We start from the raw sequence: 21,062 nt of genomic DNA, 5'->3' as shown, positions 1-21,062 counted from the left end.
GTGTGCTCGTAAAACCTCTCGCGCCGAAGCTAGCCTTCGACGCGGAGCAGGTTGGCGGCGATGGTGAGGCCCGGGCCGAAGGCGAGCGAGAGCACGAGCGCGCCAGAGGCCACCTCGGCGTCGCCGAGGATGCGCTCCCAGATGTGCGGCAGCGTCGTGGAGGACATGTTGCCTCTGGCGTGGAGAACGGCGGTGCTGTGGCGCGTCTGGCGTTCGGAAAAGCCGAGCGCGTCAGCAGTCACCTCGATCACACGCGGGCCTCCCGGGTGGATTGCCGCGATGTCAATGTCGTCCACGGCCAGGCCGTGCTCCGACAGGAACGCGTCAACGGCGTCGCCGACGCCAGCCTTGATGAACTCGGGGACGCGCCGCGAGAGCGTCATCGCAAAGGCGCCGTCGGCGAGGCCCCACGTCATCTCGTTCAGCGAGTCCGGGACCAGCGTCTCGCGGTGGCCCAGGAGTGCGAACGAGCGGCCATCGGGCCGGGCGGCGTGCACGTCCAGGCGCGCCGCGCCATCTGCGAACAGGCACTGCTGCACGACCGCTTCGGGCGCTGTCGCTTCTACGCGGTGGTGCAGCGTGCACATCTCGACGAGGTAGACGGCCGCGTGCGCGTCGGCCTCTGGCGCCGCGTCGGCTTCGCCAGAGGCGGGAACGCGGCGGGCGGCGAGCGCCGCCACGGCGTCGGCGGCGGTCATGAGGGCGGGGACGGCGGCGTAGCAGCCCATGTGGCCGATGTGGAGCAAGCGGGCGTTGTGCCACCCACGTTCCAGCGCGATGCGCTGCACGGCCGTCGGGCTGTCGTAGCCGGTGCAGCTCACCTGCGCGATAAAGTCCGGCGCCTCGGCGTCGTCGAAGGCCTCTCGCGCCACGCTGATCGCCGTCTGTGCGAACACGTCCATGCGCGCCTCCAAGGTTGGGTGCGCCCACGAGCGGGCGCCAGAGGCCCCGCCATCCGCCTCTGGCGGCGCGCCATCGCCGGAGCTCTGTTCGGCGAAGAGATCCATGCGCTCCCACTCCTGATGCGTGTAGTCCTCCAGGGCCGTCGCGCGGCTCTCGATCGTGGACTGACGCCCGAGCAGATCGTAGAGGCGGCGGGCGCGCGTGGCCTCGGGTCCTGAAACGCTGCTGCGCTCAAGCGCGGCCTTCATCCACGCCACGCCGTCCGTCTGGGGGATCGTCCACCCGATGGGGAGGGACGTGGGGATGAGGTAGGCGAGCGGAGACATGTGCGCGGAGGAGGGTGCCGTCCTAACCCGCATTACCGCCTGAGTTCCACCGCGAAGGGCGCGCCAGCGGCGCGGGCGAAAAATCCTCCGGCCGCCTCTGGCGCCAGAGGTAGGCGTTTTACTCGGCCGATGCGGTCACGCGGAGCTCCACCTCGCGCGGGTCGTCGGGCCCACTCATCGGGAGCACGTCGAGTAGCTCGACGACGACCCCGCCGACGTCCCAGACCGCCGAGTCCTCGTCGGTCATCGCGGCGTACGGCAAGGTCAGAACCTGCGTCGCGGAAAGCCCTTGGGGAGTGGAAGCCGAGAGGCGGACTTTTGCTCGTCCCTCCCACACGCACGTCACCCCTTCGGGGCAGCGGCTGTCTTCTACGACGTCGAGGAACCGGAGCGCGTGGCCCGCGACCTCTACCGATTCGCCCTGTGCGAGCACGAACGGCTCGCCGGTTGCCGAGGCGCGGACCTCTGGCGCGCTCCCAGCAGTGGAGCCACTGCATCCGCCAGTGGCGAGGATCAGCAGGGCGGGCACGAGAATCAGGGACCGGAGCATAACGGGGCGTGGGGGGCTCTCGCAGGGTAACGCGTTCGGGCGGCCTATGCGTGCGGCTCACCCGAGAAACTGCTCCCGACTGGCGTGACCCTCAGATTGTCCGCCTCTGGCGCCAGAGGCGCACGCGCTTCGCTACGGATGGGACGCGAGAGCCCGCGAAGCGACCTCGCGCTAGGCACCGAGACGACGGAACGCCGCGCTGTCACGCGATGCCTCCGGTGGACGGCTCAGACCTCGAAACGGATTAGGATCTGCGAGCGGAGGCCGGTCGGCAGGCCGTCCACGGTGGGGGGCACGAAGCGCATCCCGCGCACGAGCGCTTCGGCAACGGCATCGAGCCCGCTGCCCAACGGGCGGGCAACGGCGGTGCGGATAACCGCGCCGGTATCGTCGGTCTGGAACAGGACGAGGGCTTCTCCCGCGACGCCGTTCTGGGCCGCCAGAGGCGGGTACGTCACCGCGGCGAGCGCCGCGCGCACCTCGTCGGCGTTGGTGAGCCGGTCGAAGTCGAACCCAGGGAGGGAAACGGCGCCCGTTGCAGGGCGGGCGCCGGGAGTGTCGCGCGTGTCTGATCCGGACGCCAGAGGCGGCGCGGCGGGCCTCTGGCGGACGGCCTCGCGGAGGGCGAGAACCTCGGTCTGAAGCCGGTCGCGCTCGGCGCGGAGGGCGTCGGCGTCAGCGCGGGCGGCCCGTAGCGCGCTGTCGTCCTGCGTTGCTTGCGCGTTGCCTCTGGCGGCGAGAAGCGCGTCGCGCTCGGCCTGAAGGGCAGCCTGGTCTGTGAGGACGGAATCGAGGCGGGCTTGCAAGCGGTCGGCTTGCTCCTGGGTGCGGCGGTGAGCCTCTCGCGCAGCCGCGGCTTGAGCCGAGAGCGAGTCCTGGGAAGCAGCGCCCACCGTAGCCTGCTGCAGGCTGGCCTGCGCCTGCGCGAGTTCGGTCTGGAGGCGTTCGCGCTCGGCGTTAACGCGGGCAGTCTCGGCTCGGGCCTGCTCTACAGCCTCTCGGGCTTCGGCGCCAGAGGCCTGGGCGGCGGCCTGGCGCTCGGTGCGGAGCGCGTCCCTCTCGGCGCGCAAGCGTTCGGTCTCGGCGCCCAGGCTATCGGCGCGGGATTCCAGGTCCAGGCGGAGCGCCTCCGAGGCCGCCAGTCTGCTCTCGGCCGAGGCCGCCGCGCGCTGCACGGCCTCTACCTCTTCCTGCAGCCCTACGGCGGCGCGCCCGGACTCGCGCGCGGCAGCCAGGTCGGCCTGCGTTTGAGCAAGGGCCTCTCGCGCGTCGGCGAGGTCGGCTTCGAGCGCGGCGATGCGCGCGTCGCCAGAGGCGGCAGCGGCTTGCGCCTCGTCCAGTTGGGTCTGAGCGGCGGTGAGGTCTGCGGAAGCGCGGGCGAGTCGGTCGCGCTCGGCGGTCGCTTCGGCGAGGAGGACGCCCAGCCGGTCGGTCTCGCGGCGCAAGCGGGCCAGTTCGCCGGCGTTGGGGTTGGGCGCGGTGCGCAAGGCCTCGGCGGCTTCGAGCGCGGCGTCGCGTGCAGCCTCTGCCGCCTCAGCGCGAGTGGTGGCTCGGTCGGCCGCTTCGCGGAGAGCGGCGATCTCGCCTCTGGCGGCGTCGCCCTCGGCTGCGGCATCGGCGCTCTCGGTCCGAGCGGTGGCGAGGGCGCTGTCCAGGCGTTCCACCTGCGCTTCGAGGCGAGCGATCTGGTCGGCTTGCAGGTCCCGTTCGGTCGTGAGGCGCGCGAGGTCGGCGCGGAGTTGGGCGCGCTCCTCGCGGAGGTCGGCGGTATCGGACGGAGGGCGCGGGCGCTCGGTCGCCAGAGGCGGGGTGAGGTCCAGCAGCGAGACGCTGGCAGCGCCGCTCTCGGTCGCGGCAGGGCCGACGAGCACGTACGCGTCGCGGCGCGTGCCGCCGAGGATCGGGCGGCGCCCCCGCAGGCGAACGCTGACGCCGTTGATGGCGAAGACGAGCAGACGCCCCTCGAACTCACCCGCGATTTGCGCGCTCTCGAACGGCGCGTCGCCGACGATAAACGTGCCTTCGCCCGGGATGGAGAGCAGGAGTCGGCCGAATACCTCCTGACGTAGCGGCGCGCCTTCGACGGCAACGAGATCCCCGTCGGCGGTGAGAACGGGGTCCTCAAGGGTGAACCCCGTCTGCGCGCTCGCGCCAGAGGCGAGCAGGCAGGCCGAGAGGCCAGCCATGAGCAAAGCGGGTCGGGAGATACGAGTCCTCATGGAGAAACGGGGGAAGGGAAGGGCGCCGCTGGCGCGCTGACAAGCGCCCGTCCGCGCAGGCCCTGCTACGGTATGGCGAGCGCTCCCGGAACACAAACGGCCCGCTGCGCAGCCTTGACGCAGCCTTACCCCTCGCCGGAGGCCTCTGGCGAGGCCGGCCGGTGTGTGGGGTAGAAGCGCGCGAGGCGCTCCGGGGAGACGCCCGCGTTCCAGGCCGTCCACAGGCTGAAGTTGCGGAGCTGCTGCACGAGCGCGCCGCGCTCGCCGTAGCGCCGCGCCGAGGTCTGGACCGCCAGAGGCAGGAACACCCAGCGGCCTCTCGCGCGGAGGTCTCGCACGAAGTCGAGGTCTTCGAAGAGCGGCTGTGCGCGGAAGCCGCCGATGGCGCGGAAGGTCTCGCGCGTGCAGAACGGCGCGCGGTCACCAAAGGCGAAGCGCCACCAGCGCATCCACAGCGGGGACTCCCAGAGGCGCATCCAGCCGCTCTCTGCGCCCGGACCGGCGAACCGCGTCATAAAGCATCCGCCTGCCACGCCGTCTGCCTGGAGCGCTTCGCGCGCGGCGTCGAGCGCGCCCTCGGGCAAGTGCGTGTCGGCGTGGAGAAAGAGGAGGATCTCGCCAGAGGCCTCGGCGGCTCCGGCGTTCATCTGCGCCGCGCGTCCCCGGCCGGTCCGCAGCACGCGCGCCTCGGGCATCGCGCGGGCGACGGCCTCTGGCGTGCCGTCGGTGGAGCCGCCGTCGGCGACGAGGACCTCGAAGGGCGGCCGCTGGCGCGCGACGCTCACGAGTGTCGCGCCGATGCCCTCGGCCTCGTTCAGCGCGGGGATGACGACAGATACGGTACAGGGGACGACGGGATGCGGGGTACGCTCAGGAGTGAGCGCAGGAGACGTCCCCCGTGCCTCGTGCCTCGTACCCGTTCCTACCAAAACATCACCTTCATGCAGAAGACGGACCCGCCCGACTTCAGGTACTCGCTCGTGTCCAACTCGATCACCTCGTAGCCCGCCTCGCGCAAGAGGCCGTTCGTAACCGTGCAGCCCTGCTGGATGATGACGTGCTGGCCGTCCGGGGAGTGCGCGTTGCACGCGAACAGCTCGCGGGACTCGTCCTCTGGCGCTTCCAGCACGCGGACAAAGCGTGAGCGGATCTCCTCCAGGCCGTCCTCCTGGAACGCGCCGGGGTAGATCAGGACCGTGTCCTCGTCCAGCGGGCAGAAGCACGTGTCGAGGTGGTAGAACTCGGGGTCGGTCAGCGCCAGAGGCACGACGGGGAAGCCCATCTTGTCGCTCAGGCGCTCGTAGACGGCGCGGTCCGTGCGGTAGCCGTAGCCACCCCAGAGGAGGTAGCGGCCGGGGTGCCAGATCGCGTCGCCCATGCCCTCGAAGTCGCCGGGCAGGTCCGGGTCCAGGCCGTGCGTTTCGTAGCCCTGCGCCTGGAAGAACTCGGCGTAGTGGTCCACCTCGGCCTTGCGCTGCGGTGCGTGCATGCGGCTGAGAACGGCGCCGCGCTCGCCGCCGGGCGTGAGGTAGGGCAGCGTCTGGTTGGCGCAGAACACCATATCCGGCAGGCCGCTGGCGCCCTCCAGCGTGCTCACTTCCACGCCGAGACGCTCGTACACGTCGCGCAGCGCCTCCCACTGCGTACGTGCCCGCGTCTGGTCCACGTCGCCGATGTTGCCCGCCATGTGCGGGTTGATCACGTAGGCGACCTCGAAGTGCTCGGGCGTGGTGAGGAGCACGCGGCCGGGGCGCGGGATGGCAGGCAGGGCGTCGAGCGGGACGTCGGTCACAGACAGGCGGGGTGTGGGGCCTCTGGCGGCAGCGCGGTGGGCGCGCCAGGGGCAAAGCGTGGTGGATCGCCGCGAAGGTAGCGCCGTGCCGGACCTGGCCTTCGCCAGAGGCCTCTGGCGGGGGCTCCGCCTCGGAGCGCACGGAGGCACCATACGCCACGCGCCAGAGGCGGGGAGGCCTCTGGCGCGTGAGCAAACCAAGCGGGAGCAGCGGGCTAGAAGCCGTGGGCTGTGGCCATGAGCGACTGCGGCATAAAGCCGCTCACGCGGACGGCGGCGCCTTCCTCGTCCACCTTCACGGCGTCCAACACGTCCATCATCGCGGGCTCGGCCTTGGCCTGCATGCGCATGGCGGAAACGGCGGCGCGCGTCACGTCGGCCACGTCGCTCGCGGCGGCGCCGGCGCGGGGCACGATGTACGCGTCCACGTCCATGCCGTTGCTCTGGAAGCCGATCGACATCACGAGGTTCTCGGCGAGGCTGCCGAGCTGGCCCATCGCGCCGTCGCCAGAGGCGCTGGCGGCCGGTGCCTCTGGCGCGTCGATGCCGCGGACGACGAACCAGGCGCCGTCGGGGTAGCGCGCTTTCTCGACGAGCGCGATCATGCTGGCGTCCGAGGAGAGCCCCTTCTGGCCGCTGGCGTGCCGGGCGAGCATCTCGCGGACGGCGCTCTCGGTCCCGGCCATCATCATGCGGTCGTTGGGGAGCGCGAAGGCGAAGGCCTCGCCCTCCTCCTCGACAGCGATCCACGCGGGGACGCCTTCGATCTCGGTCCGCGTCAGCTCGGCCTCGTCGGGCGCCTCGCTCTCAATCGCGCGCTCGATCCGCTCGCGGTCAAAGCGGGCGTACACGACGAGGGCGCCGGTCTCGGCCTCTGGCGAGCCGGCCACGTACACGCGCTCGATGTCGGTCGCGGGGTCGAAGCCGGTCAGGCGGATGAACTCGTCCATTTCGGAGGAGCCGTTGGCGCCGAAGGGGCTCATCTCGCCCTCCATCATGCTGTCCAACGCGCCGTTCGCGCGCGCCGACTCGAAGTCGATCATGCCGACCATCGCCGCGTTGGCGGGGAGAACGTCCAGGGCCTCCGTCGTCTGGAGCGAGACGGGGCCGCCGGCGGCGGAAACGGAATCCTGGCAGCCCGCCAGGAACGCGCCCGCGATCAGGAGCGCAAGCGATACGGGGAGCGCAGCCAGGGCGAACCGGCGCGAGAAACGGTGTGCGTGCATGGAAAGCGGGGGTGAGCGCCAGAGGGCGGACGGTGGGCCTCTGGCGAGGCGGGCGCCAGAGGCGCGGAGGTCAGAAGTCCCGGCGCGCGAAGCGCCAGAACGCGAGAGCGTAGAGGAGGGCGCCGATCCCGAGAGATGCACCGAAGGCGCCGAGGCCCGCTACGGGCTCGGCTCCCGCGAGTTTCGGCACCAGTTGGACGCCGACGGCGGGGAAGCGGGGAAGCGCATGCCGCAGCCCGACGATGAGTGGGCGCCACGCGGCGGCCACCTGCGTGTCGAGCGCCTCGACGGAGAGGACGAGCGTCGCGAAGAGCACGGCGAGCACCGTCATCAGCGAGAGCGCGGCGCTGCCCGTCGTCACGCTGACGAGCGTCACGACAGAGTAGAGGACCGCGAACATGCCCCAGATGACCGGGATCGCGAGGAGAAAGCGGGGGTGCCAGACGCCGGTCTTGATCGACATCACGAGCCAGACGGACGTGATGAGGTACGTCAACAGCGCCAGCGCCACGAGCCACACGCCGCCCAGCCGCCCCATCAGGATCTGACTGCGCGAGAGCGGCTTGGAAAGCAGGAGGTCCACCTCGCCGCGCGAGAGCAACGACGCCACGAGCCCGCCCGTCGCGAACAGCGCGAGCAGGATCCCGACCCAGTACGCCGCGCCGGCCACGAACACCTGACCCGTAAACGCGATGCTCTCCAGAAGGGACGTGGCGCCGAACATGGTGGCGCCATCGCCGCCAGAGGCCGGTTGAGCCTCTGGCGCGTCCGCGTATGGCGCCCGCGTGGGGGCCGCGGCCGAGTCGGCCGCCAGAGGCGCCGCGGACGAGTCCGCCGCGGGAGAGGCGAGCGAATCCGCCACGGGCGGGCCGCTCGTCGTCATCTCGCGCTGGATCTCCTCACCGATGGCCTCGTCGCCGAAGATGCGGGCGCCCGCGAGCGAGCCGTCCACGACATCCAACTGCAGCGCGAGGGCCATCGTGCCCCAGATCACCGTCGCGATGACGAACAGGCCCACGACGATCCACTTGGCGCGGAGCTCGCGGAGGGTGAGGAGGAGGACGCCGAGCATAGAGGAGGGGAAGCCAGAGAGGCTGATGGTCCGAAAGCGGTGGGACAGAGGAGGCCTCTGGCGCCAGAGGCTACAGGGAGTCGGCTACGGGCGCGCCGGAGGGCTCGCTCACAACCTCGACGAAGAGGTCTTCCAGCGATTGCCGAAGCGGCTCCACGGCCTCGATCTCGACGCCAGAGGCTCGCATCGCGTCCAACGCGGTGTTGAGGGCGGCGCGGTCGGGTGCGGCGAGGGTGTAGCCGCGCAGCGGCGTCTCGCCAGAGGCGGCGGCCGCAGAGGCCTCTGGCGAGAGGATGGGCGCCGGGTCGGGCTGCAGCGTGCCGCCGATGGTGTGGGCCACGGATTCGGGAATGGGCGTCGCGCGCAGGCGCCAGAGGCGGCCCGTTTGGGTCAGCGCCTCGACGGTCCCGTCGCGCACGATCTCACCCTCTTTCATGATGGCGACGCGCGTGCAGACGCGCTCGATCTCGCTGAGCAGGTGCGAGTTGAGAAACAGCGTCACGCCCTCGGCGGCGAGCTCCAGCAGGAGGTCCCGGATCTCGCGCCGGCCGACCGGGTCCACGCCGTCGGTGGGCTCATCTAGGAAGACGAGCTTGGGGCCGGCCATAAGCGCCTGGGCAATGCCGAGCCGCTGCATCATGCCCTTGGAGAACGTCTTGACCTTCCGGTCCGCGGCACCCGCGAGGCGCACCTTTTCCAGCAGAGCCGGGGCGCGCGCGCTGTCCGCGCCGGCCATGCGCGCGAAGAGGTCCAGGGTCTGGCGCGCCGTGAGGTAGTCCGGGAAGCGGTGGTTCTCGGGAAGGAAGCCCACCGGCTTCCGCGCCAGAGGCTCGGTGACACTCGTGCCGAACATCGACGCCTCGCCCTCGGTGGGGTGCACGATGCCGAGCAGCAGCTTGACGAGCGTGGTCTTGCCCGCGCCGTTGGGGCCGAGGAGGCCGAAGATCTCGCCGGGCTGCACGTCCAGGTCCAGCGGGCGGAGGGCGACGACGGGGGGGCGGCCGGAGTAGGTCTTGGCGAGGCCCCGGGTTTGGATCGCGAGCACGGCGGACGGACGGGTGAACCCCTCCACACGGCACGAACGGCCAAAGGTTGCGCCAGAGGCCTCTGGCGCTAGGCTGCTAAGCGCCGCGCGGCCTCAACGCCGAAAAAGCGCGGGTGCACCACGCGCTCCACCATCTCGGAGCCGTCGGCGGCGGTCGTCGTCTCGGCCTCTACCAAGCCCTCGGCGGCCATCTCCAACACGAGGGCGTGCCCGACGCGCGTCGTGTCCGCGCCCTCGCCGGTGGGGCGGAGCCAGCGGGCGGCGAGGCGGTTGATCTCGGGCCACCCGAGCGTACCGAAGGGCGCCTCCGACGAGGCGGCGAGCACGCCGAGCACGAAGTCGGCGGCGGAGGTCGAGTCGGGGCGAAGGGCGGAGACGTCGATCATCGGGGCAGCGGGGTGGGGGCTGCTGGCAGGATCGCGCCCCGAGCCGTCACCCCTGTGTCACACCCTAGAACGTGCGTGAGCGATCATTTCGAGGTCGGCGGCGCGGAGCGTGACCGAGGCGTGCGGGGCGGGCGGCGGCCCCGGGAGCGCGAGCCGCCAGCGGCGCGCGATCGTCGCGAGGGCGAGGACGCCTTCGGCCCACGCGAACGGCTCGCCGATGCACCCGCGCTTGCCGAACGAGAACGGGAGGTAGGCGAACTTGTGGCGCCCGCTTTTGGCCTCTGGCGCGAACCGCTCGGGGCGGAACGCCAGAGGCTCGTCCCAGAAGCGCGCATCGCGGTGGAGGAAGTAGGGCGCGACGAGGATCATGGTCCCCTTCGGGACGGGGACCTCGCCCGCAAGGCGGAAGTCGTGCGCGGCCTCTCGCGAGAAGATCCACGCCGGCGGCATGAGCCGCATGGACTCGGCGAACACGTTGCGCGTGACCGGCAGCGCGCGGAGGTCGTCGAACGTCGGGTCCGCGTTTAGCGCGTCGACCTCGGCGTGGAGCGCGGCCTCGGCCTCGGGGTGTAGGGCGAGAAGCGTCCACGTCCACGCGAGCGCGTTGGCGGTCGTCTCGTGCCCGGCCATGAGCAACGTCACGGCCTCGTCGCGGACCTCCTCGTCGGTCATGCCCGCGCCGGTCTCCTCGTCCTGCGCGTCGAGCAGCATCTGGAGCAGGTCCTGCCGCGTGCCTCCCGGCGTGTTTGCCTCTGGCGGCGCGCCGTCGCCCATCGCGCCAGAGGCCTCGGCCCGCCTCTGGCGGATAAGGCGGTACACCACTTCGTCGACCGTGGCGCGGGCGCGTTTGCCGCGGAGCACGTTGGGAAGCGGGAGCGCGAGGAGCTTGTCCGCGAGGGGGAACTGCGCCTTGTCGAACGCCGCCATGGACTCTTCGAGGGCGTCGGAGATCTGCGCCGCGTCGGCCTCCAGGCCGGAGCCGAATAGCGTCTCGCCGGCAATCGCGAGGGCCAGCCGGTTCATGGCTTCGCTCACGTCCACGGCCTCGCCGTCGCGCCAGAGGCCGGCGGTCTCGGCGCTCCGCCGCGTCATCACCTCGCCGTAGGCGCGGAGCCGCGCGTGGTGGAAGGCCGGCAGCACGAGCCGCCTCTGGCGCGTGTGCTTGGGCACCTCGGAGGCCAGCAGCCCGTCGCCGACGAGCAGGCTCAGGATGCGCATCCCGCGCGCCTTGGTCACGTCGGCGTTGTTCTCGATCAGGAGCGCCCGGACGAGGTCCGGGTGGCGGAGCCACAGCACGCCCGTCGCGCCGCGCCCGGCCCAGACGGCGTCGCCGCCGACGGCGTCCATGCGGCGCGAGCCGCCCATGAGGTCCCGCGCGAAGGCGATGACGAGGTCGAGCGGGAAGCGCGGGCGGAAGCGGCGGACGTCGGCGGGCATGGGGCGCCAGAGGGGGGATCGTGAAGCTCGCCACAGTTTGACGCCGGAAGCGGAGCCACCCGGGGCCTCTGGCGTCCCACCCCCCATGCGCTACTCTGCCCTGCTCTTTCTCGCCGCCCTCTTTCTCTCCGGCTGCGCGCTTACGCGCCCCGGCACGCTGGACGAGGTCGGCGAGCTGTTCACCGAGGGCAGCGAGGAGATTCTGCGCGACACGCTCCGCACCGCCAGAGGCGGCCCGCGCGTGCTCGTCCTCGCGCTCGACGGCGTCGGCGCGGACGTGATGACGGACGCGCTGGAGGCGGGCGACCTGCCGGCGCTCTCGGCGTTGTTCGGCGCCAGCGCGGCCTCTGGCGAGACGGCCTCTGGCGCCAGAGGCGCGCTGTGGGCGCACGCGTACGGCGCGGAGGACGTGGTCTCGGTCTTCCCGTCCGAGACCGCCGCGGGCTGGACGGCCGTCTTTACCGGCAAGCCGCCCGCCGAGACCGGCGTCGTCGGCAACGAGTGGTTCGACCGCGACTCGCTGAGGATCTACGCGCCGGTCCCGCTCAGCGTCGGCACGTTTGAGCAGACCCTGGCCGTCTACACCGACGACTTCCTGGGCGAGCAAATTCAGACGCCGACGCTCTACGACCGCGCGGACGTCCGCGCCCACGTCGCCAACGCCTTCGTCTACCGCGGCGCCGACGTGCTCACGCGGCCTGACCTGGGCGACATCGGCGAACTCATCGAAGGCGCCATCGAGGCCATCTTCGGCGGCGGCGAGGAGGTCTTCGAGGAAGTGGATGACGACGCGAGCGACGGCGTGATCTCGTCCATGAAACGCCACGGCATCCCGGACCTCCAGGTCGCCTACTTCGGCGGGCCGGACCTCGCGGCGCACGGCGGCGGCGAGGAGGCGCAGCGCGCCTACCTCCGCGACGAGACCGCGGACGACCTCGCGAACGTGCTGGACGCCTACCGCGCCAGAGGCGCACTCCAGGACCTCTGGGTCGTTGTCGTGGCCGACCACGGGCACACGGACACGCTCCCGGAGCCGGGGCAGTCGCTCCGCGAAAAGACATCGGCCGTGCTGGACAGCCTCGGGCTCCGGCTGCGCGATCCCTCTCTGGGCGACAAGGGCGAGGACTTCGACGTGGTGATGGCGGTCAACGAGGCGGCCGCGTTCCTCTACGTCGCCGATCAGACCGCGTGCGACACCGTGTGCGACTGGTCGCGCGCGCCGCGCCTGGACGCCGACGTGCTGCCCGTCGCCCGCGCCCTCGCCGCGTCCGACTCGCTCGCGGGCTCGCTCGATTTGGTCCTCGTTCGCGCCTCGCGCCGTGGCGAGAGCGTCCCGTTCCAAGTCCTCGTGGACGGGCAGCCGGTGTCTCTGACGGCGTACTTCGCGCGCAACCCGCGCCCGGACCTCGTCGCGGTGGAAGAGCGCCTCGGGTGGCTGACCGATGGCCCGATGGGGCACCGCGCAGGCGATATCCTCCTTCTCGCGCGTTCGGGCGCCGAGCAGCCTCTGGCGGAGCGCTTCTTTTTCCACGACGGCGGCGCCAGCGGCCACGGCAGCGCCAGCCGCTCGGACTCCATCATTCCTCTGATCGTCGCGAACGCGTCCGCCTCTGGCAACGAGATTCGGGAGCGCGTCACCCGCGCGGTCGGCCCGCAGCCGACCCAGCTCGACGTGACGGCCCTGATCCTCGACCTTCTTATCACCCCCTGATCCACCCGCTATGCGTTTCCTCGCCCTCACCCTTGTCGCCGGCCTCGCCCTGACGGCCTGCGAGCCCTCTGAGCCCGCCGACGCGCCAGAGGCCCCGACCGCCGACGTTCCTGCCGAGCCCGGCATGGAGGCCCCCGCCGCCGCGCCGGCGGCCCCGCTCAACCTCAACACCGCCACTGACGAGGAGTTCAAGACCATCCCCGACGTCGGCGACCGCATGGCGCACGAGTTCGAGGAGTACCGCCCGTGGACGAGCGTCGCCCAGTTCCGCCGCGAGATCGGTAAGTACATCGACAACGACGACGCGATTCTGGACGGCTACCTCTCCTACGTCTACGTGCCCGTCTCCTTCGACGAGAGCGACATCGAGACGATGATGCAGCTTCCGGGCGTCGGCGAGGCCGAGGCTGCGGCGCTGATCGAGGGCCGGCCCTACAGCACGCAAGAGGCCTTTATGGCCCGCTACGCTGAGGTCGTGACCGAGGGCGATGCGACTGCCGCCGCCGTCTACCTCGCGCAGTAATGGCCGCGTCGGTTGAACACTTCTACCGGCGCTTCCTGTTCGGCGCCGCGGCCCTGACCTTCGGGGCCGCGGGCGCTGAACTGCTCCTCGTGGAGCACTACGCGGACCGGCTCCAGGTCCTCCCGTTCGTGATGATCGGGCTCGGCCTGCTCACCACCGCGTGGGCGTGGCGCGCGCCCTCACTCCGCTCGATCCGAGCCGTGCGCTGGACCGCCGGCGCGGTCGTGCTCGGCAGCGTGGCGGGCATCGTCCTCCACGCGAAGGGCAACGTCGAGTTCGCGCTGGAGGTGACCCCCAACGAGCCTCTGGCGTCGCTGATCTGGGACGCCGTGAGCGGCGCGAGCCCGCTTCTGGCGCCGGGAATGCTCGCGCTCGCGGCCATCCTGGCCGCCGCGGCCACGTACCGCCACCCCGCGCTGGCCGACTGAGCCTCTGGCGCCCGCACCCGGGCACACACGAGAGGATTGCGAAATGTCCCGCCAGAGGCGCATTTTGGGCTGTCACCTACCCCGGGCCCATGCGTTATCTGATACTCCTCGCGGCGTTGCTCGCCTCTGGCGCCACGGCGCAGATTCCGATCCCGTTCGACGCCGTCACGCTGAGCGTGGGGCCCTCTAGCGGCTTCGAAGGCTCGGCGGGCATTGCAGAGATACGGGGCCGCATTCCTGTAGCGTCTGTCGTGTCTATCGAGCCATCGTTTGGCGTCGGACTCGAAGGGGCGTATGACTACACCTCCTGCGGCATCATCGACTGCTTCGAGGGGCGGACGAGCCCCCGCCTCGGGTACTCCGCGGGTGCGGCGCTGACGGCTCGCGCGCCAGAGGCGTGGTTGCCGGGGCCTCTGGCGGATGCGCACGTCGGGATCATCGGACAGCTGCACGTGGGCCAGTATTACGACGAGCGCGTTCGGTACGGCTTCGAAGTCGGTGCGGCAACGCACCTGTCGTCTTCGCTCACGCTCGGCGTGGATGTGCAGGCCGTTCGCTACTCGGACTGGGATCCCATCAGGACGTTTGAGCGCCAGGGCGGCACCGACGTGCGGTCCAGCATCGCGCCCGTTGTCCGGCTCGGGTACGCGCTGGGCCGATAGCCGCGAGGCCGCTGGCGACGCGCCAAACATGACCGAGCCTCTGGCGCATCGTCGCGCCAGAGGCTCTTTGGGTTCTATCAGACGGCTGGCTTGCTTACAGCGCCATCGCGGGCTCTTCGTCCTCCTCTTCGCCAGAGGCGATCACAATGGGATCAGGGGAGGGCGCTGCGCCAGAGGCGAGCGCTTTGTCCTGCTCGGAGACGGCAAAGCGGGTCTCGGGGTCTTCCATGACCTCGGGCTCTAGGATCAGGTCCAGCGCGTCCGTGATGCGCGAGACGTACTTGACCTCCAGGCCCTCGACGGCCACGTCCTTGATCTCGTCCACGTCTTTCTGGTTTTTCTCCGGCAGGACGACGGTCTCGATGCCCGCGCGACGCGCGGCCAGGACCTTTTCTTTGATCCCGCCGACCGGCAGGACGAGTCCGCGAAGCGTGATCTCGCCTGTCATCGCTACGTCGTGGCGCACGCGGCGCTGCGTGTAGATGCTCGTGAGCGCTGCCACCATAGCCACGCCCGCGCTCGGGCCGTCCTTCGGGATGGCGCCCGCCGGCACGTGCACGTGGAGGTCCCAGTAGCGGAAGGCCTCTGGCGGGATGCCCAGGTCGTCGGCGTGGGCGCGGACCCAGGACTGAGCGGCTTGCGCGCTCTCGCGCATCACGTCGCCCAGCTTGCCGGTGAGCGTCATCTTGCCATTCCCGCGAGAGGCAGAGGCTTCGATGAACAGGATGTCGCCGCCGACGGGCGTCCACGCCAGGCCTGTGGCCACGCCGGGGACTTCGGTCCGCTCGGCGGTCTCATTGAAGAACTTCCGCGCGCCGAGGTACTCCTTGACATCGTCCACCTCCACGGTCTCGTGCTCGCTCTCGCCAGAGGCCACCTTGACGGCCACGCCGCGGGCCACGCCGCCGATGGTCCGCTCCAGTTGGCGCACGCCGCTCTCGCGGGTGTAACCCTCGATCAGGAGGTCCAAGGCGTCGGTCTCAATCGTGAGCTGATCGTCGTTTAGGCCGTTGCGTTCGGTCTGGCGAGGGACGAGGTACTGCTTCGCGATCTGGCGCTTCTCACCCAGCGTGTAACCGGTGATTTCGATGATCTCCATCCGGTCGCGCAGCGGCGCCGGGATGTTCTCGAGGTAGTTGGCCGTGGCGATGAACATGACCTTGGAGAGGTCATAGTCCAACTCCATGTAGTGGTCGTTGAACGCGTCGTTCTGCTCCGGGTCGAGGACTTCGAGCAGGGCGGAAGAGGGGTCGCCGCGGAAGTCGGAGCCCAGCTTGTCCACCTCGTCCAGCATGAACACGGGGTTGCTTGTGCCGGCCTTCTTGAGGCTCTGCAGGATGCGGCCGGGCATGGACCCGATGTAGGTGCGCCTGTGGCCGCGGATCTCGGCCTCGTCACGCACACCGCCCAGGCTCATGCGCACGAACTCGCGCCCGAGGGAGCGAGCGATGCTCTTGCCGAGCGACGTTTTGCCGACTCCGGGAGGGCCGTAGAAGCAGAGGATGGGAGCGCGGCTGACGCTCTCGCCGTCGCGCTCGCCCTTGAGCTTGAGAACGGCGAGGTACTCCAGAATGCGCTTTTTGACGTCATCCAGCCCGTAGTGGTCCTCGTCGAGGACTTCGCGCGCTTTCGCGATGTCCAGCGAGTCCTCGGACACGTGCTGCCACGGAAGGTCCAGGATCGTCTCCACGTAGTTGCGGACGACCGAGTATTCCGGGCTCGCGGGGTTCGTGCGGCCCAGCTTGGTGAGCTCCTTTTCCACGGCCTCGATCACCGTCTCTGGTAGATCGTCCCGCTTTTCGTCCAGCCTCTGGCGCAGCTCGGCCGCCTCCACGCCGCCGCCCTCGCCGTCGCCCAGTTCGTCCTGGATGGCTTTGAGCTGCTGGCGCAGGAAAAACTCCCGCTGCTGCTGGTCCACGTCGGTCTTGACCTTGGAGCGGATCTCCTCGCTGATCTCCAGCACGCGGATCTCCTGCTCCAGGTGCTCCAGGACGAGCGCCGCGCGCTCCAAGAGCGGCAGCGTTTCCAGCAACTCCTGCTTTTTCTCGACGTCGATCTGGAGGTTGCTCGCGATAAAGTGGACGAGAAAGCCGGGGCTCTCGATGTTGCGGATCGCGTAGGCCGCCTCGCTGGGGAGGTTGGGGCTCATGTTGACGATCTGCACCGCGAGCTCCTTGATGCTCCGCACGCGCGCGGAGAGCTCTGCCTCATCGTCCTCGGCCGGGTCTTCCTCTTCGATGGGGGAGACCTTCGCGCGGAAGTAGGGGTCGGTCTGGGTGATCTCGCCGAGGTCGAACCGCCGCTTGCCCTGGATCACGATGCTGACGGAGCCGTCGGGCATCTTGATCAGCTTGAGGATCGTCGCCGCCGTGCCCACCTCGTAGAGGTCAGCAGGATCTGGGTCCTCCGTCTCGGCACTTTTCTGCGCGACCACGCCGATCGTCCGGTCGTCGCCATACGCGTCCTTGACCAGCTTCAGGCTCGCGTCGCGCCCGACTGTGATGGGCAGGACGACGCCCGGGTACAGGACCGTGTTGCGGAGCGCGAGGATGGGGAGGTCATCCGGGAGCTCGGACGTGTGCATCTCGCGCTCCTCGTCCGGCGTGAGCAGCGGGATGGACTGCTCGGGATCGGAGGCGGCGAAGAGCGAGGGGGAGATGGGGTTCATAAAATCCGTTATTGCCAAAAATTAGAGCCGCCCGTCAACCCGGCCTCTGGCGCCGGGTTCCGCAGACGTCCGACGGGGTTGTTCTCGCGTACGTGGCGAGGGTTCCGGCGCGACCGGGAGTCGGTTGGAAACGCACGGCTCACCACTGGAAAGGCCTCTGCTCTCGCCAGAGGCGTCGGACATATGCGCATCAGATGCGAGCTCTTGGTCGCCCGTGGGTGTGCCAGAGGCATCGGTCTTGTCGGAACGTCCCGGAGTCGCTCCATGTCGGGTCGCGCGCCAATGGCGCCAATGACTACTGCGCCAGAGGCCTCTGGCGTATCACGAGGTCGTTTGTCCGGTTCACGCCGTGGGAGATTCCAGTCAGACCGCGGGGCGGGTCCGGCGCGGTTTGCGGGATCGCCTCTTGCGCCACCAGATCGTGATCCCTGTCACGTTGAGCGCGACGACCGCGATCCCCGACACGAAGACGATAAAGCGGCCGATGCCTCCAAACGCTTTCCCCGAGTGGAGCGGGTACTGCCACGCGAAAACGGCGTCCGCCGCGGTCCCTTCCGATTGGTGGCGGCTGTCCAGCACCGCGCCGGTCTGCGCGCTGACGGTGACGAGCTGGCGCCCGTGCGAGTCGATGTCATCTACCGAGAACACGCGGGCCTCGTAGACACCCTTTGCTGGCATGTACCCGATCATGTCGACGCCGCGGCCGTTGCCCTCTGCCGCAGCCGCTGCGACGATCTGGTCGAGCGGAACCGGGGCGTCGTAAAGTGGCGCGTCGAGGTCTGGAAGCGTGTACGGGTAGCGCGGCGTGAGCTCCGAGACGGTCGAGGCCGCCGCTTCGGCGTAGTCGTACCAGTTGAAGTAGGCCCCGCTCAGCGCGAGCATAAGCGTGACGGGCAGGAGCCAGAGGCCGACCGCCCGGTGGAGGTCGTAGTCCCGGCGGTAGCCGCCCGCCTTCCACTTGACCACAAAGCTCCGCTTCCACTTCGACAACCGAGGAAGCGCGAGGGCCGCTCCTGCGATGTGATCGAGCGCCCACAGGATCCCCAGCAGGCCGAGCAACCACGCCGCCGTGTGTCCCATCAAGAGGTCGACGTGGAGCCCGTACACCACGTCCATGGCGTGCTGTCGGTCGAGGCGGACCTGCCCCACTTCTCGCGCGCCGGCCACCTCGGCGGAGTACGGATCGACGAAGACGTGCGTCTCGTGCGCCAGAGGCGTCGCGCTATCCGGCCGGTCGGCGAGGAACACGCGCGTGGTCTCGTCGGGCCGGTTGGCGAGATCGAAAAAGCGCGCGTAGGTGCCGGGGTACCCAGCCGTCGCCGCCGCTGCGACGGAATCCAGCGGGGCGGCCGCGCCGCCGGGAGTGACGGTGCGTTGCTCCGGGACGAGGAGCCGGTCTAGCTCGTCGTAGTACACGATCGCCGAGCCGGTCAGCGCGAGCAGGGTCAGCCACAGCGCGGCCAAGAGGCCGAACCAGCGGTGCCAGAGCAGAAGAGCCGGGCGGAGCTTCATGGCGCACAGGAGCGGCCCCACGACGGGACCGCCCCAGACGGGTTGAGCAGGCTAGAGGCCGAGCGAGACCGAGAGCCTGATATCGCGGCCGGCCTCGTAAAGCCCGGCGACCCCTTCCCAGCCCGCGATCGCGTTGTAGTCGGCCACGCTGGCGTGGTCGCGGTACTGGACGTCGAAGAGGTTCCGGACGGTCAGGCCGAGTTCGACGCGTCGGCCCAGTGCGCCGCCGAGGCGGGGCGACCAGCGGGCGGCGAGGTCGTGAACGGCGTAGCCGGGCTTGTCGACGGTCTGGAGCGCGTCGATCCAGCCGATCTCGACGGCCCGGTACAGCACGGTGATGTCGTCGAGGTCCTGGACGACGCGGGTGTTCCACCCCAGCTCGACGGTCCGCGTCGGCGCGAAGAGGAGCGAGAGGTCCCACGTGTCGCCAGAGGCGTTCGCCAGGCCGATCTCCTCGTAGCCCTCAACGGTGTGGTCGTTGAGCTCGGCGTCGTAGGTCGTGTAGAAGAGGCGGGCGCGGAACCGCTCGCTCGCAAAGCCGATCCCGAGTTCGATTCCGTCGGTCGTGAGCTCACCCACGTTCTCGTAGAACACGGCGTCCTGGCCCTCGACGCGGTTGTTGCCAAGCTGGTCCAAGATCACGTCGTCAATCGCCATCCGGTACACCGCGGCGGAGGCGAACCACGGACCGCTGTCGAACGTGGCGCCCGCCTCGGCGTTGGTCACGCGCTCCGGCTGCAGGTTGGGGTCGATGGAGATGCTGCCGGGGCGGTGCTCAAGCGTAAAGGCGTCGCCGACTTCTTTGCCGCGGAACGCCTGCGCCACGCCAGCGGTGAGGTCGACAAACGGGTGCGGCTCGTACAGCACGCCGACGTTCCCGCTGAAGCCGTCGCTGCTCGTTTGGTTGCCGTACGTGACCTGGTCGAGGCTGTACGAGTCGTAGCGGACGCCGGCGCTCAGGAGGACCGGCGCGACGGGGCGAGCGTGCCCCTGGAGGTAGGCGCCGAACAGGTCGCCGGCCTCCTCGAAACGGCCGATCTCGGGGTCCCACGCCCAATCGGCCCACACCTCGGGATCTGCCCGGTACTCGCTGGCGACGCGGTCGAACCGGCCCTCGACGCCGTAGATCAGCTCGTTGGCTCCGAATGAGCTCGTGTTGCGAAGGTCGAACCCGTACGTGTCGGTGTCGGCACCGTAGAGCCCCCACCGGTCGCTCCGGTCCTGCTCGAACTGGGCCCGGGTGGCGTAGGCGGTCGCCTCGATAAACGCCAGAGGCCCGGCGTCCACGAGGTAGTTGGCGACGGCCGTCCGCCGCCCGGCATCGCCGGCGAAGAGCGGCTCGCCCTCGAGGACCGGCCAGTTGGGACGGGCGCCGAACTCGCCATCCTCGTCGCGGTGCTCGTAGCTCAGCGTGAGCCTCTGGCGTGCCGTGATGGCACCGGTGACCTTGGCGAAGCCGAGGAACTGGTCGGCCGCTGTCCCGAACAGTTCGGCGCCGCCGCCATCGGTCAGCGTGCCGCGGTCGACGTAGATGGCCGATCCGAGTACGCTCCATCCGTCGGTCACGCGGCCGAACGCGCTCAGGCTCGTTTTGTAGCCCTCGTTGGTGAACACGCTTCCCTTCGCGAGAGCGCCCACGCGGCGGCCCGGCGCGAGCAGGTCGTCGGCGTCCTTTGTGCGGAACCGGATGGCCCCGCCGATGGCGCCGAACCCGGCGGTCGCCTCGCCGGCCCCGGCCTGGACTTCGACCTCTTCCAAGAGCTCGGGCTCGATCTGGACGCGGCCGATGTGGTGGAACAGCGTCCCGGTCAGCTGAGCGCCGTCAACGTTGACGTTGAGCTGGGTGTCTTCCAGGCCCCGGAGGTAGATCTTCTGCGCGAGCCCGAGCGAGCCGCCGACCGAGACCGACGGGATCGTTCGGAACACGTCCGCGAGGTCGTTGGCCTGCCAGCGCTCGATCTCCTCGGCGTCGACGTCGGCGTTTGTCGCGCTCGCGGTCACGGTCACGGACTCGCGGAGGAGGTAGAGATCCAAGCGCACATCGAGCGCCGTGGCCTGACCGGCGACAATGGTCGCGATGCTGGTCCAGCCGCTAGGCGCGCCGTCAATGTGGGCCTCAATGGCATAGGCTCCCGGAGCGAGGTCCGCGATCTCATAGACGCCATCCGGCGCGGTCACTCCGCTTCGGCTGACGCCGCCCGTCTGGTCCGTCGCGAGAACAACGGCGTCGGCGACGCCAAACCCGTTGCCGTCAACGACACGGCCCGCCAGAGAGCCGGTCTGCGCGGAGGCGCTGAGTGTGAGGAAAGCAGAGAGGACTAGCAGGCCGAGAGGGAGGCGCAGGAACGGCATCGTCGAAGAGACAGAGTGAGCAAAGGCCTCCAGATGAGCTCTGAGGAGGCGCGGGAGCTTTAATTTAGACTAGATCCAAATAGAGCGCCGGGGGCTTTTCGCCTCCTATCTCAACTCCACGGCATCTTGACTCGGCCTCTGGCGCGGGACCCACTCGAGGCGTTGCGCCGCCGATGCGCGACCGATTACCGCGCCAGAGGCCTGGGCAGAGCTCTACAGGCCCATGCGTCAGGGCCTCTTGCGCGGCGCG

The 21,062-nt window shown here is 70.0% G+C and carries 17 protein-coding genes; 4 read left to right on the top strand and 13 right to left on the bottom strand.

Annotation, left to right across the window (positions count from 1 at the left end; all coding sequences use genetic code 11):
• Window positions 1-29 precede the first annotated feature (29 nt).
• From BSZ36_RS11925 to BSZ36_RS11880, 10 genes are all read right to left on the bottom strand, one after another.
• A complete protein-coding gene (locus BSZ36_RS11925) occupies window positions 30-1,229 on the bottom strand; it encodes a 3-oxoacyl-[acyl-carrier-protein] synthase III C-terminal domain-containing protein (RefSeq protein WP_143536883.1) in 1,200 nt (399 codons plus the stop codon).
• Window positions 1,230-1,347: 118 nt separating this feature from the next.
• Entirely contained in the window at window positions 1,348-1,779 is a 432-nt protein-coding gene (locus BSZ36_RS11920) for a hypothetical protein (protein ID WP_094549231.1), read from the bottom strand.
• A 227-nt stretch (window positions 1,780-2,006) separates the two neighbouring features.
• On the bottom strand, window positions 2,007-3,965 hold the full coding sequence (locus tag BSZ36_RS11915; RefSeq protein WP_094549230.1) for a TonB family protein: 1,959 nt from the start codon (window positions 3,963-3,965) through the stop codon (window positions 2,007-2,009).
• 158 nt (window positions 3,966-4,123) lie between these two features.
• On the bottom strand, window positions 4,124-4,927 hold the full coding sequence (locus BSZ36_RS11910) for a TIGR04283 family arsenosugar biosynthesis glycosyltransferase (RefSeq protein ID WP_094549229.1): 804 nt from the start codon (window positions 4,925-4,927) through the stop codon (window positions 4,124-4,126).
• A complete protein-coding gene (locus tag BSZ36_RS11905; RefSeq protein ID WP_218827655.1) occupies window positions 4,921-5,790 on the bottom strand; it encodes a dimethylarginine dimethylaminohydrolase family protein in 870 nt (289 codons plus the stop codon). Before BSZ36_RS11905 ends, BSZ36_RS11910 begins: the two co-directional genes overlap by 7 nt.
• A gap of 215 nt (window positions 5,791-6,005) precedes the next feature.
• Window positions 6,006-7,016: a hypothetical protein gene (locus BSZ36_RS11900; RefSeq protein ID WP_094549225.1), complete on the bottom strand. Its 1,011-nt coding sequence runs from the start codon at window positions 7,014-7,016 to the stop codon at window positions 6,006-6,008.
• Between the two features lie 70 nt (window positions 7,017-7,086).
• Window positions 7,087-8,088: an ABC transporter permease gene (locus BSZ36_RS11895; RefSeq protein ID WP_094549223.1), complete on the bottom strand. Its 1,002-nt coding sequence runs from the start codon at window positions 8,086-8,088 to the stop codon at window positions 7,087-7,089.
• A 70-nt stretch (window positions 8,089-8,158) separates the two neighbouring features.
• The gene (locus tag BSZ36_RS11890) at window positions 8,159-9,160 is read right to left on the bottom strand and encodes an ABC transporter ATP-binding protein (RefSeq protein ID WP_094549221.1); all 1,002 of its coding nucleotides are present in this window, start codon (window positions 9,158-9,160) and stop codon (window positions 8,159-8,161) included.
• 41 nt (window positions 9,161-9,201) lie between these two features.
• Window positions 9,202-9,519, bottom strand: coding sequence for a hypothetical protein (locus BSZ36_RS11885; protein ID WP_094549219.1), 318 nt, complete (start codon window positions 9,517-9,519; stop codon window positions 9,202-9,204).
• A 57-nt stretch (window positions 9,520-9,576) separates the two neighbouring features.
• Window positions 9,577-10,956, bottom strand: a complete 1,380-nt coding sequence (locus BSZ36_RS11880; protein ID WP_179271164.1) for a cytochrome P450 — start codon at window positions 10,954-10,956, stop codon at window positions 9,577-9,579.
• 85 nt (window positions 10,957-11,041) lie between these two features.
• Between BSZ36_RS11880 and BSZ36_RS11875 the strand changes: the two genes are divergently transcribed.
• The 4 genes from BSZ36_RS11875 to BSZ36_RS11860 all read left to right on the top strand — a co-directional run bounded on the left by BSZ36_RS11875 (window position 11,042) and on the right by BSZ36_RS11860 (window position 14,280).
• Window positions 11,042-12,667 carry an alkaline phosphatase family protein gene (locus BSZ36_RS11875; RefSeq protein ID WP_179271163.1) on the top strand — a complete coding sequence of 542 codons (1,626 nt, stop codon included), beginning with the start codon at window positions 11,042-11,044 and terminating at the stop codon, window positions 12,665-12,667.
• A 10-nt stretch (window positions 12,668-12,677) separates the two neighbouring features.
• Complete coding sequence (locus BSZ36_RS19450; protein ID WP_094549213.1) at window positions 12,678-13,190, top strand: ComEA family DNA-binding protein; 513 nt, start codon at window positions 12,678-12,680, stop codon at window positions 13,188-13,190.
• Window positions 13,190-13,618: a hypothetical protein gene (locus BSZ36_RS11865; RefSeq protein ID WP_094549212.1), complete on the top strand. Its 429-nt coding sequence runs from the start codon at window positions 13,190-13,192 to the stop codon at window positions 13,616-13,618. The genes BSZ36_RS19450 and BSZ36_RS11865 overlap by 1 nt, the downstream gene beginning before the upstream one ends.
• Before the next feature lie 89 nt (window positions 13,619-13,707).
• A complete protein-coding gene (locus BSZ36_RS11860; protein ID WP_094549210.1) occupies window positions 13,708-14,280 on the top strand; it encodes a hypothetical protein in 573 nt (190 codons plus the stop codon).
• Window positions 14,281-14,374: 94 nt separating this feature from the next.
• On the opposite strand, the gene lon is transcribed toward BSZ36_RS11860, so the two are convergent.
• The 3 genes from lon to BSZ36_RS11845 form a co-directional block, all read right to left on the bottom strand.
• Window positions 14,375-16,948 carry an endopeptidase La gene (gene lon / locus BSZ36_RS11855; RefSeq protein ID WP_094549208.1) on the bottom strand — a complete coding sequence of 858 codons (2,574 nt, stop codon included), beginning with the start codon at window positions 16,946-16,948 and terminating at the stop codon, window positions 14,375-14,377.
• Between the two features lie 363 nt (window positions 16,949-17,311).
• Window positions 17,312-18,460 carry a PepSY-associated TM helix domain-containing protein gene (locus BSZ36_RS11850; protein ID WP_143536881.1) on the bottom strand — a complete coding sequence of 383 codons (1,149 nt, stop codon included), beginning with the start codon at window positions 18,458-18,460 and terminating at the stop codon, window positions 17,312-17,314.
• Between the two features lie 51 nt (window positions 18,461-18,511).
• A complete protein-coding gene (locus BSZ36_RS11845) occupies window positions 18,512-20,812 on the bottom strand; it encodes a TonB-dependent receptor (RefSeq protein WP_094549204.1) in 2,301 nt (766 codons plus the stop codon).
• Window positions 20,813-21,062 lie beyond the last annotated feature (250 nt).

The sequence above is a fragment of the Rubricoccus marinus genome (assembly GCF_002257665.1).
In the GTDB taxonomy this organism is placed as follows: Bacteria; Bacteroidota; Rhodothermia; order Rhodothermales; family Rubricoccaceae; genus Rubricoccus; species Rubricoccus marinus.
Note: the sequence above shows the minus strand (reverse complement) of the source record. Positions and strands in the feature narration are given on the sequence as shown.

Bases quoted from the DNA above. Each gene is read 5' to 3' on its own strand.
- BSZ36_RS11925 (WP_143536883.1), bottom strand. From the start codon at position 1,229: ATGTCTCCGCTCGCCTACCTCATCCCCACGTCCCTCCCCATCGGGTGG.
- BSZ36_RS11920 (WP_094549231.1), bottom strand. From the start codon at position 1,779: ATGCTCCGGTCCCTGATTCTCGTGCCCGCCCTGCTGATCCTCGCCACT.
- BSZ36_RS11915 (WP_094549230.1), bottom strand. From the start codon at position 3,965: ATGGCTGGCCTCTCGGCCTGCCTGCTCGCCTCTGGCGCGAGCGCGCAG.
- BSZ36_RS11900 (WP_094549225.1), bottom strand. From the start codon at position 7,016: ATGCACGCACACCGTTTCTCGCGCCGGTTCGCCCTGGCTGCGCTCCCC.
- BSZ36_RS11895 (WP_094549223.1), bottom strand. From the start codon at position 8,088: ATGCTCGGCGTCCTCCTCCTCACCCTCCGCGAGCTCCGCGCCAAGTGG.
- BSZ36_RS11885 (WP_094549219.1), bottom strand. From the start codon at position 9,519: ATGATCGACGTCTCCGCCCTTCGCCCCGACTCGACCTCCGCCGCCGAC.
- BSZ36_RS11880 (WP_179271164.1), bottom strand. From the start codon at position 10,956: ATGCCCGCCGACGTCCGCCGCTTCCGCCCGCGCTTCCCGCTCGACCTC.
- BSZ36_RS11875 (WP_179271163.1), top strand. From the start codon at position 11,042: ATGCGCTACTCTGCCCTGCTCTTTCTCGCCGCCCTCTTTCTCTCCGGC.
- BSZ36_RS19450 (WP_094549213.1), top strand. From the start codon at position 12,678: ATGCGTTTCCTCGCCCTCACCCTTGTCGCCGGCCTCGCCCTGACGGCC.
- BSZ36_RS11865 (WP_094549212.1), top strand. From the start codon at position 13,190: ATGGCCGCGTCGGTTGAACACTTCTACCGGCGCTTCCTGTTCGGCGCC.
- BSZ36_RS11860 (WP_094549210.1), top strand. From the start codon at position 13,708: ATGCGTTATCTGATACTCCTCGCGGCGTTGCTCGCCTCTGGCGCCACG.
- lon (WP_094549208.1), bottom strand. From the start codon at position 16,948: ATGAACCCCATCTCCCCCTCGCTCTTCGCCGCCTCCGATCCCGAGCAG.
- BSZ36_RS11850 (WP_143536881.1), bottom strand. From the start codon at position 18,460: ATGAAGCTCCGCCCGGCTCTTCTGCTCTGGCACCGCTGGTTCGGCCTC.
- BSZ36_RS11845 (WP_094549204.1), bottom strand. From the start codon at position 20,812: ATGCCGTTCCTGCGCCTCCCTCTCGGCCTGCTAGTCCTCTCTGCTTTC.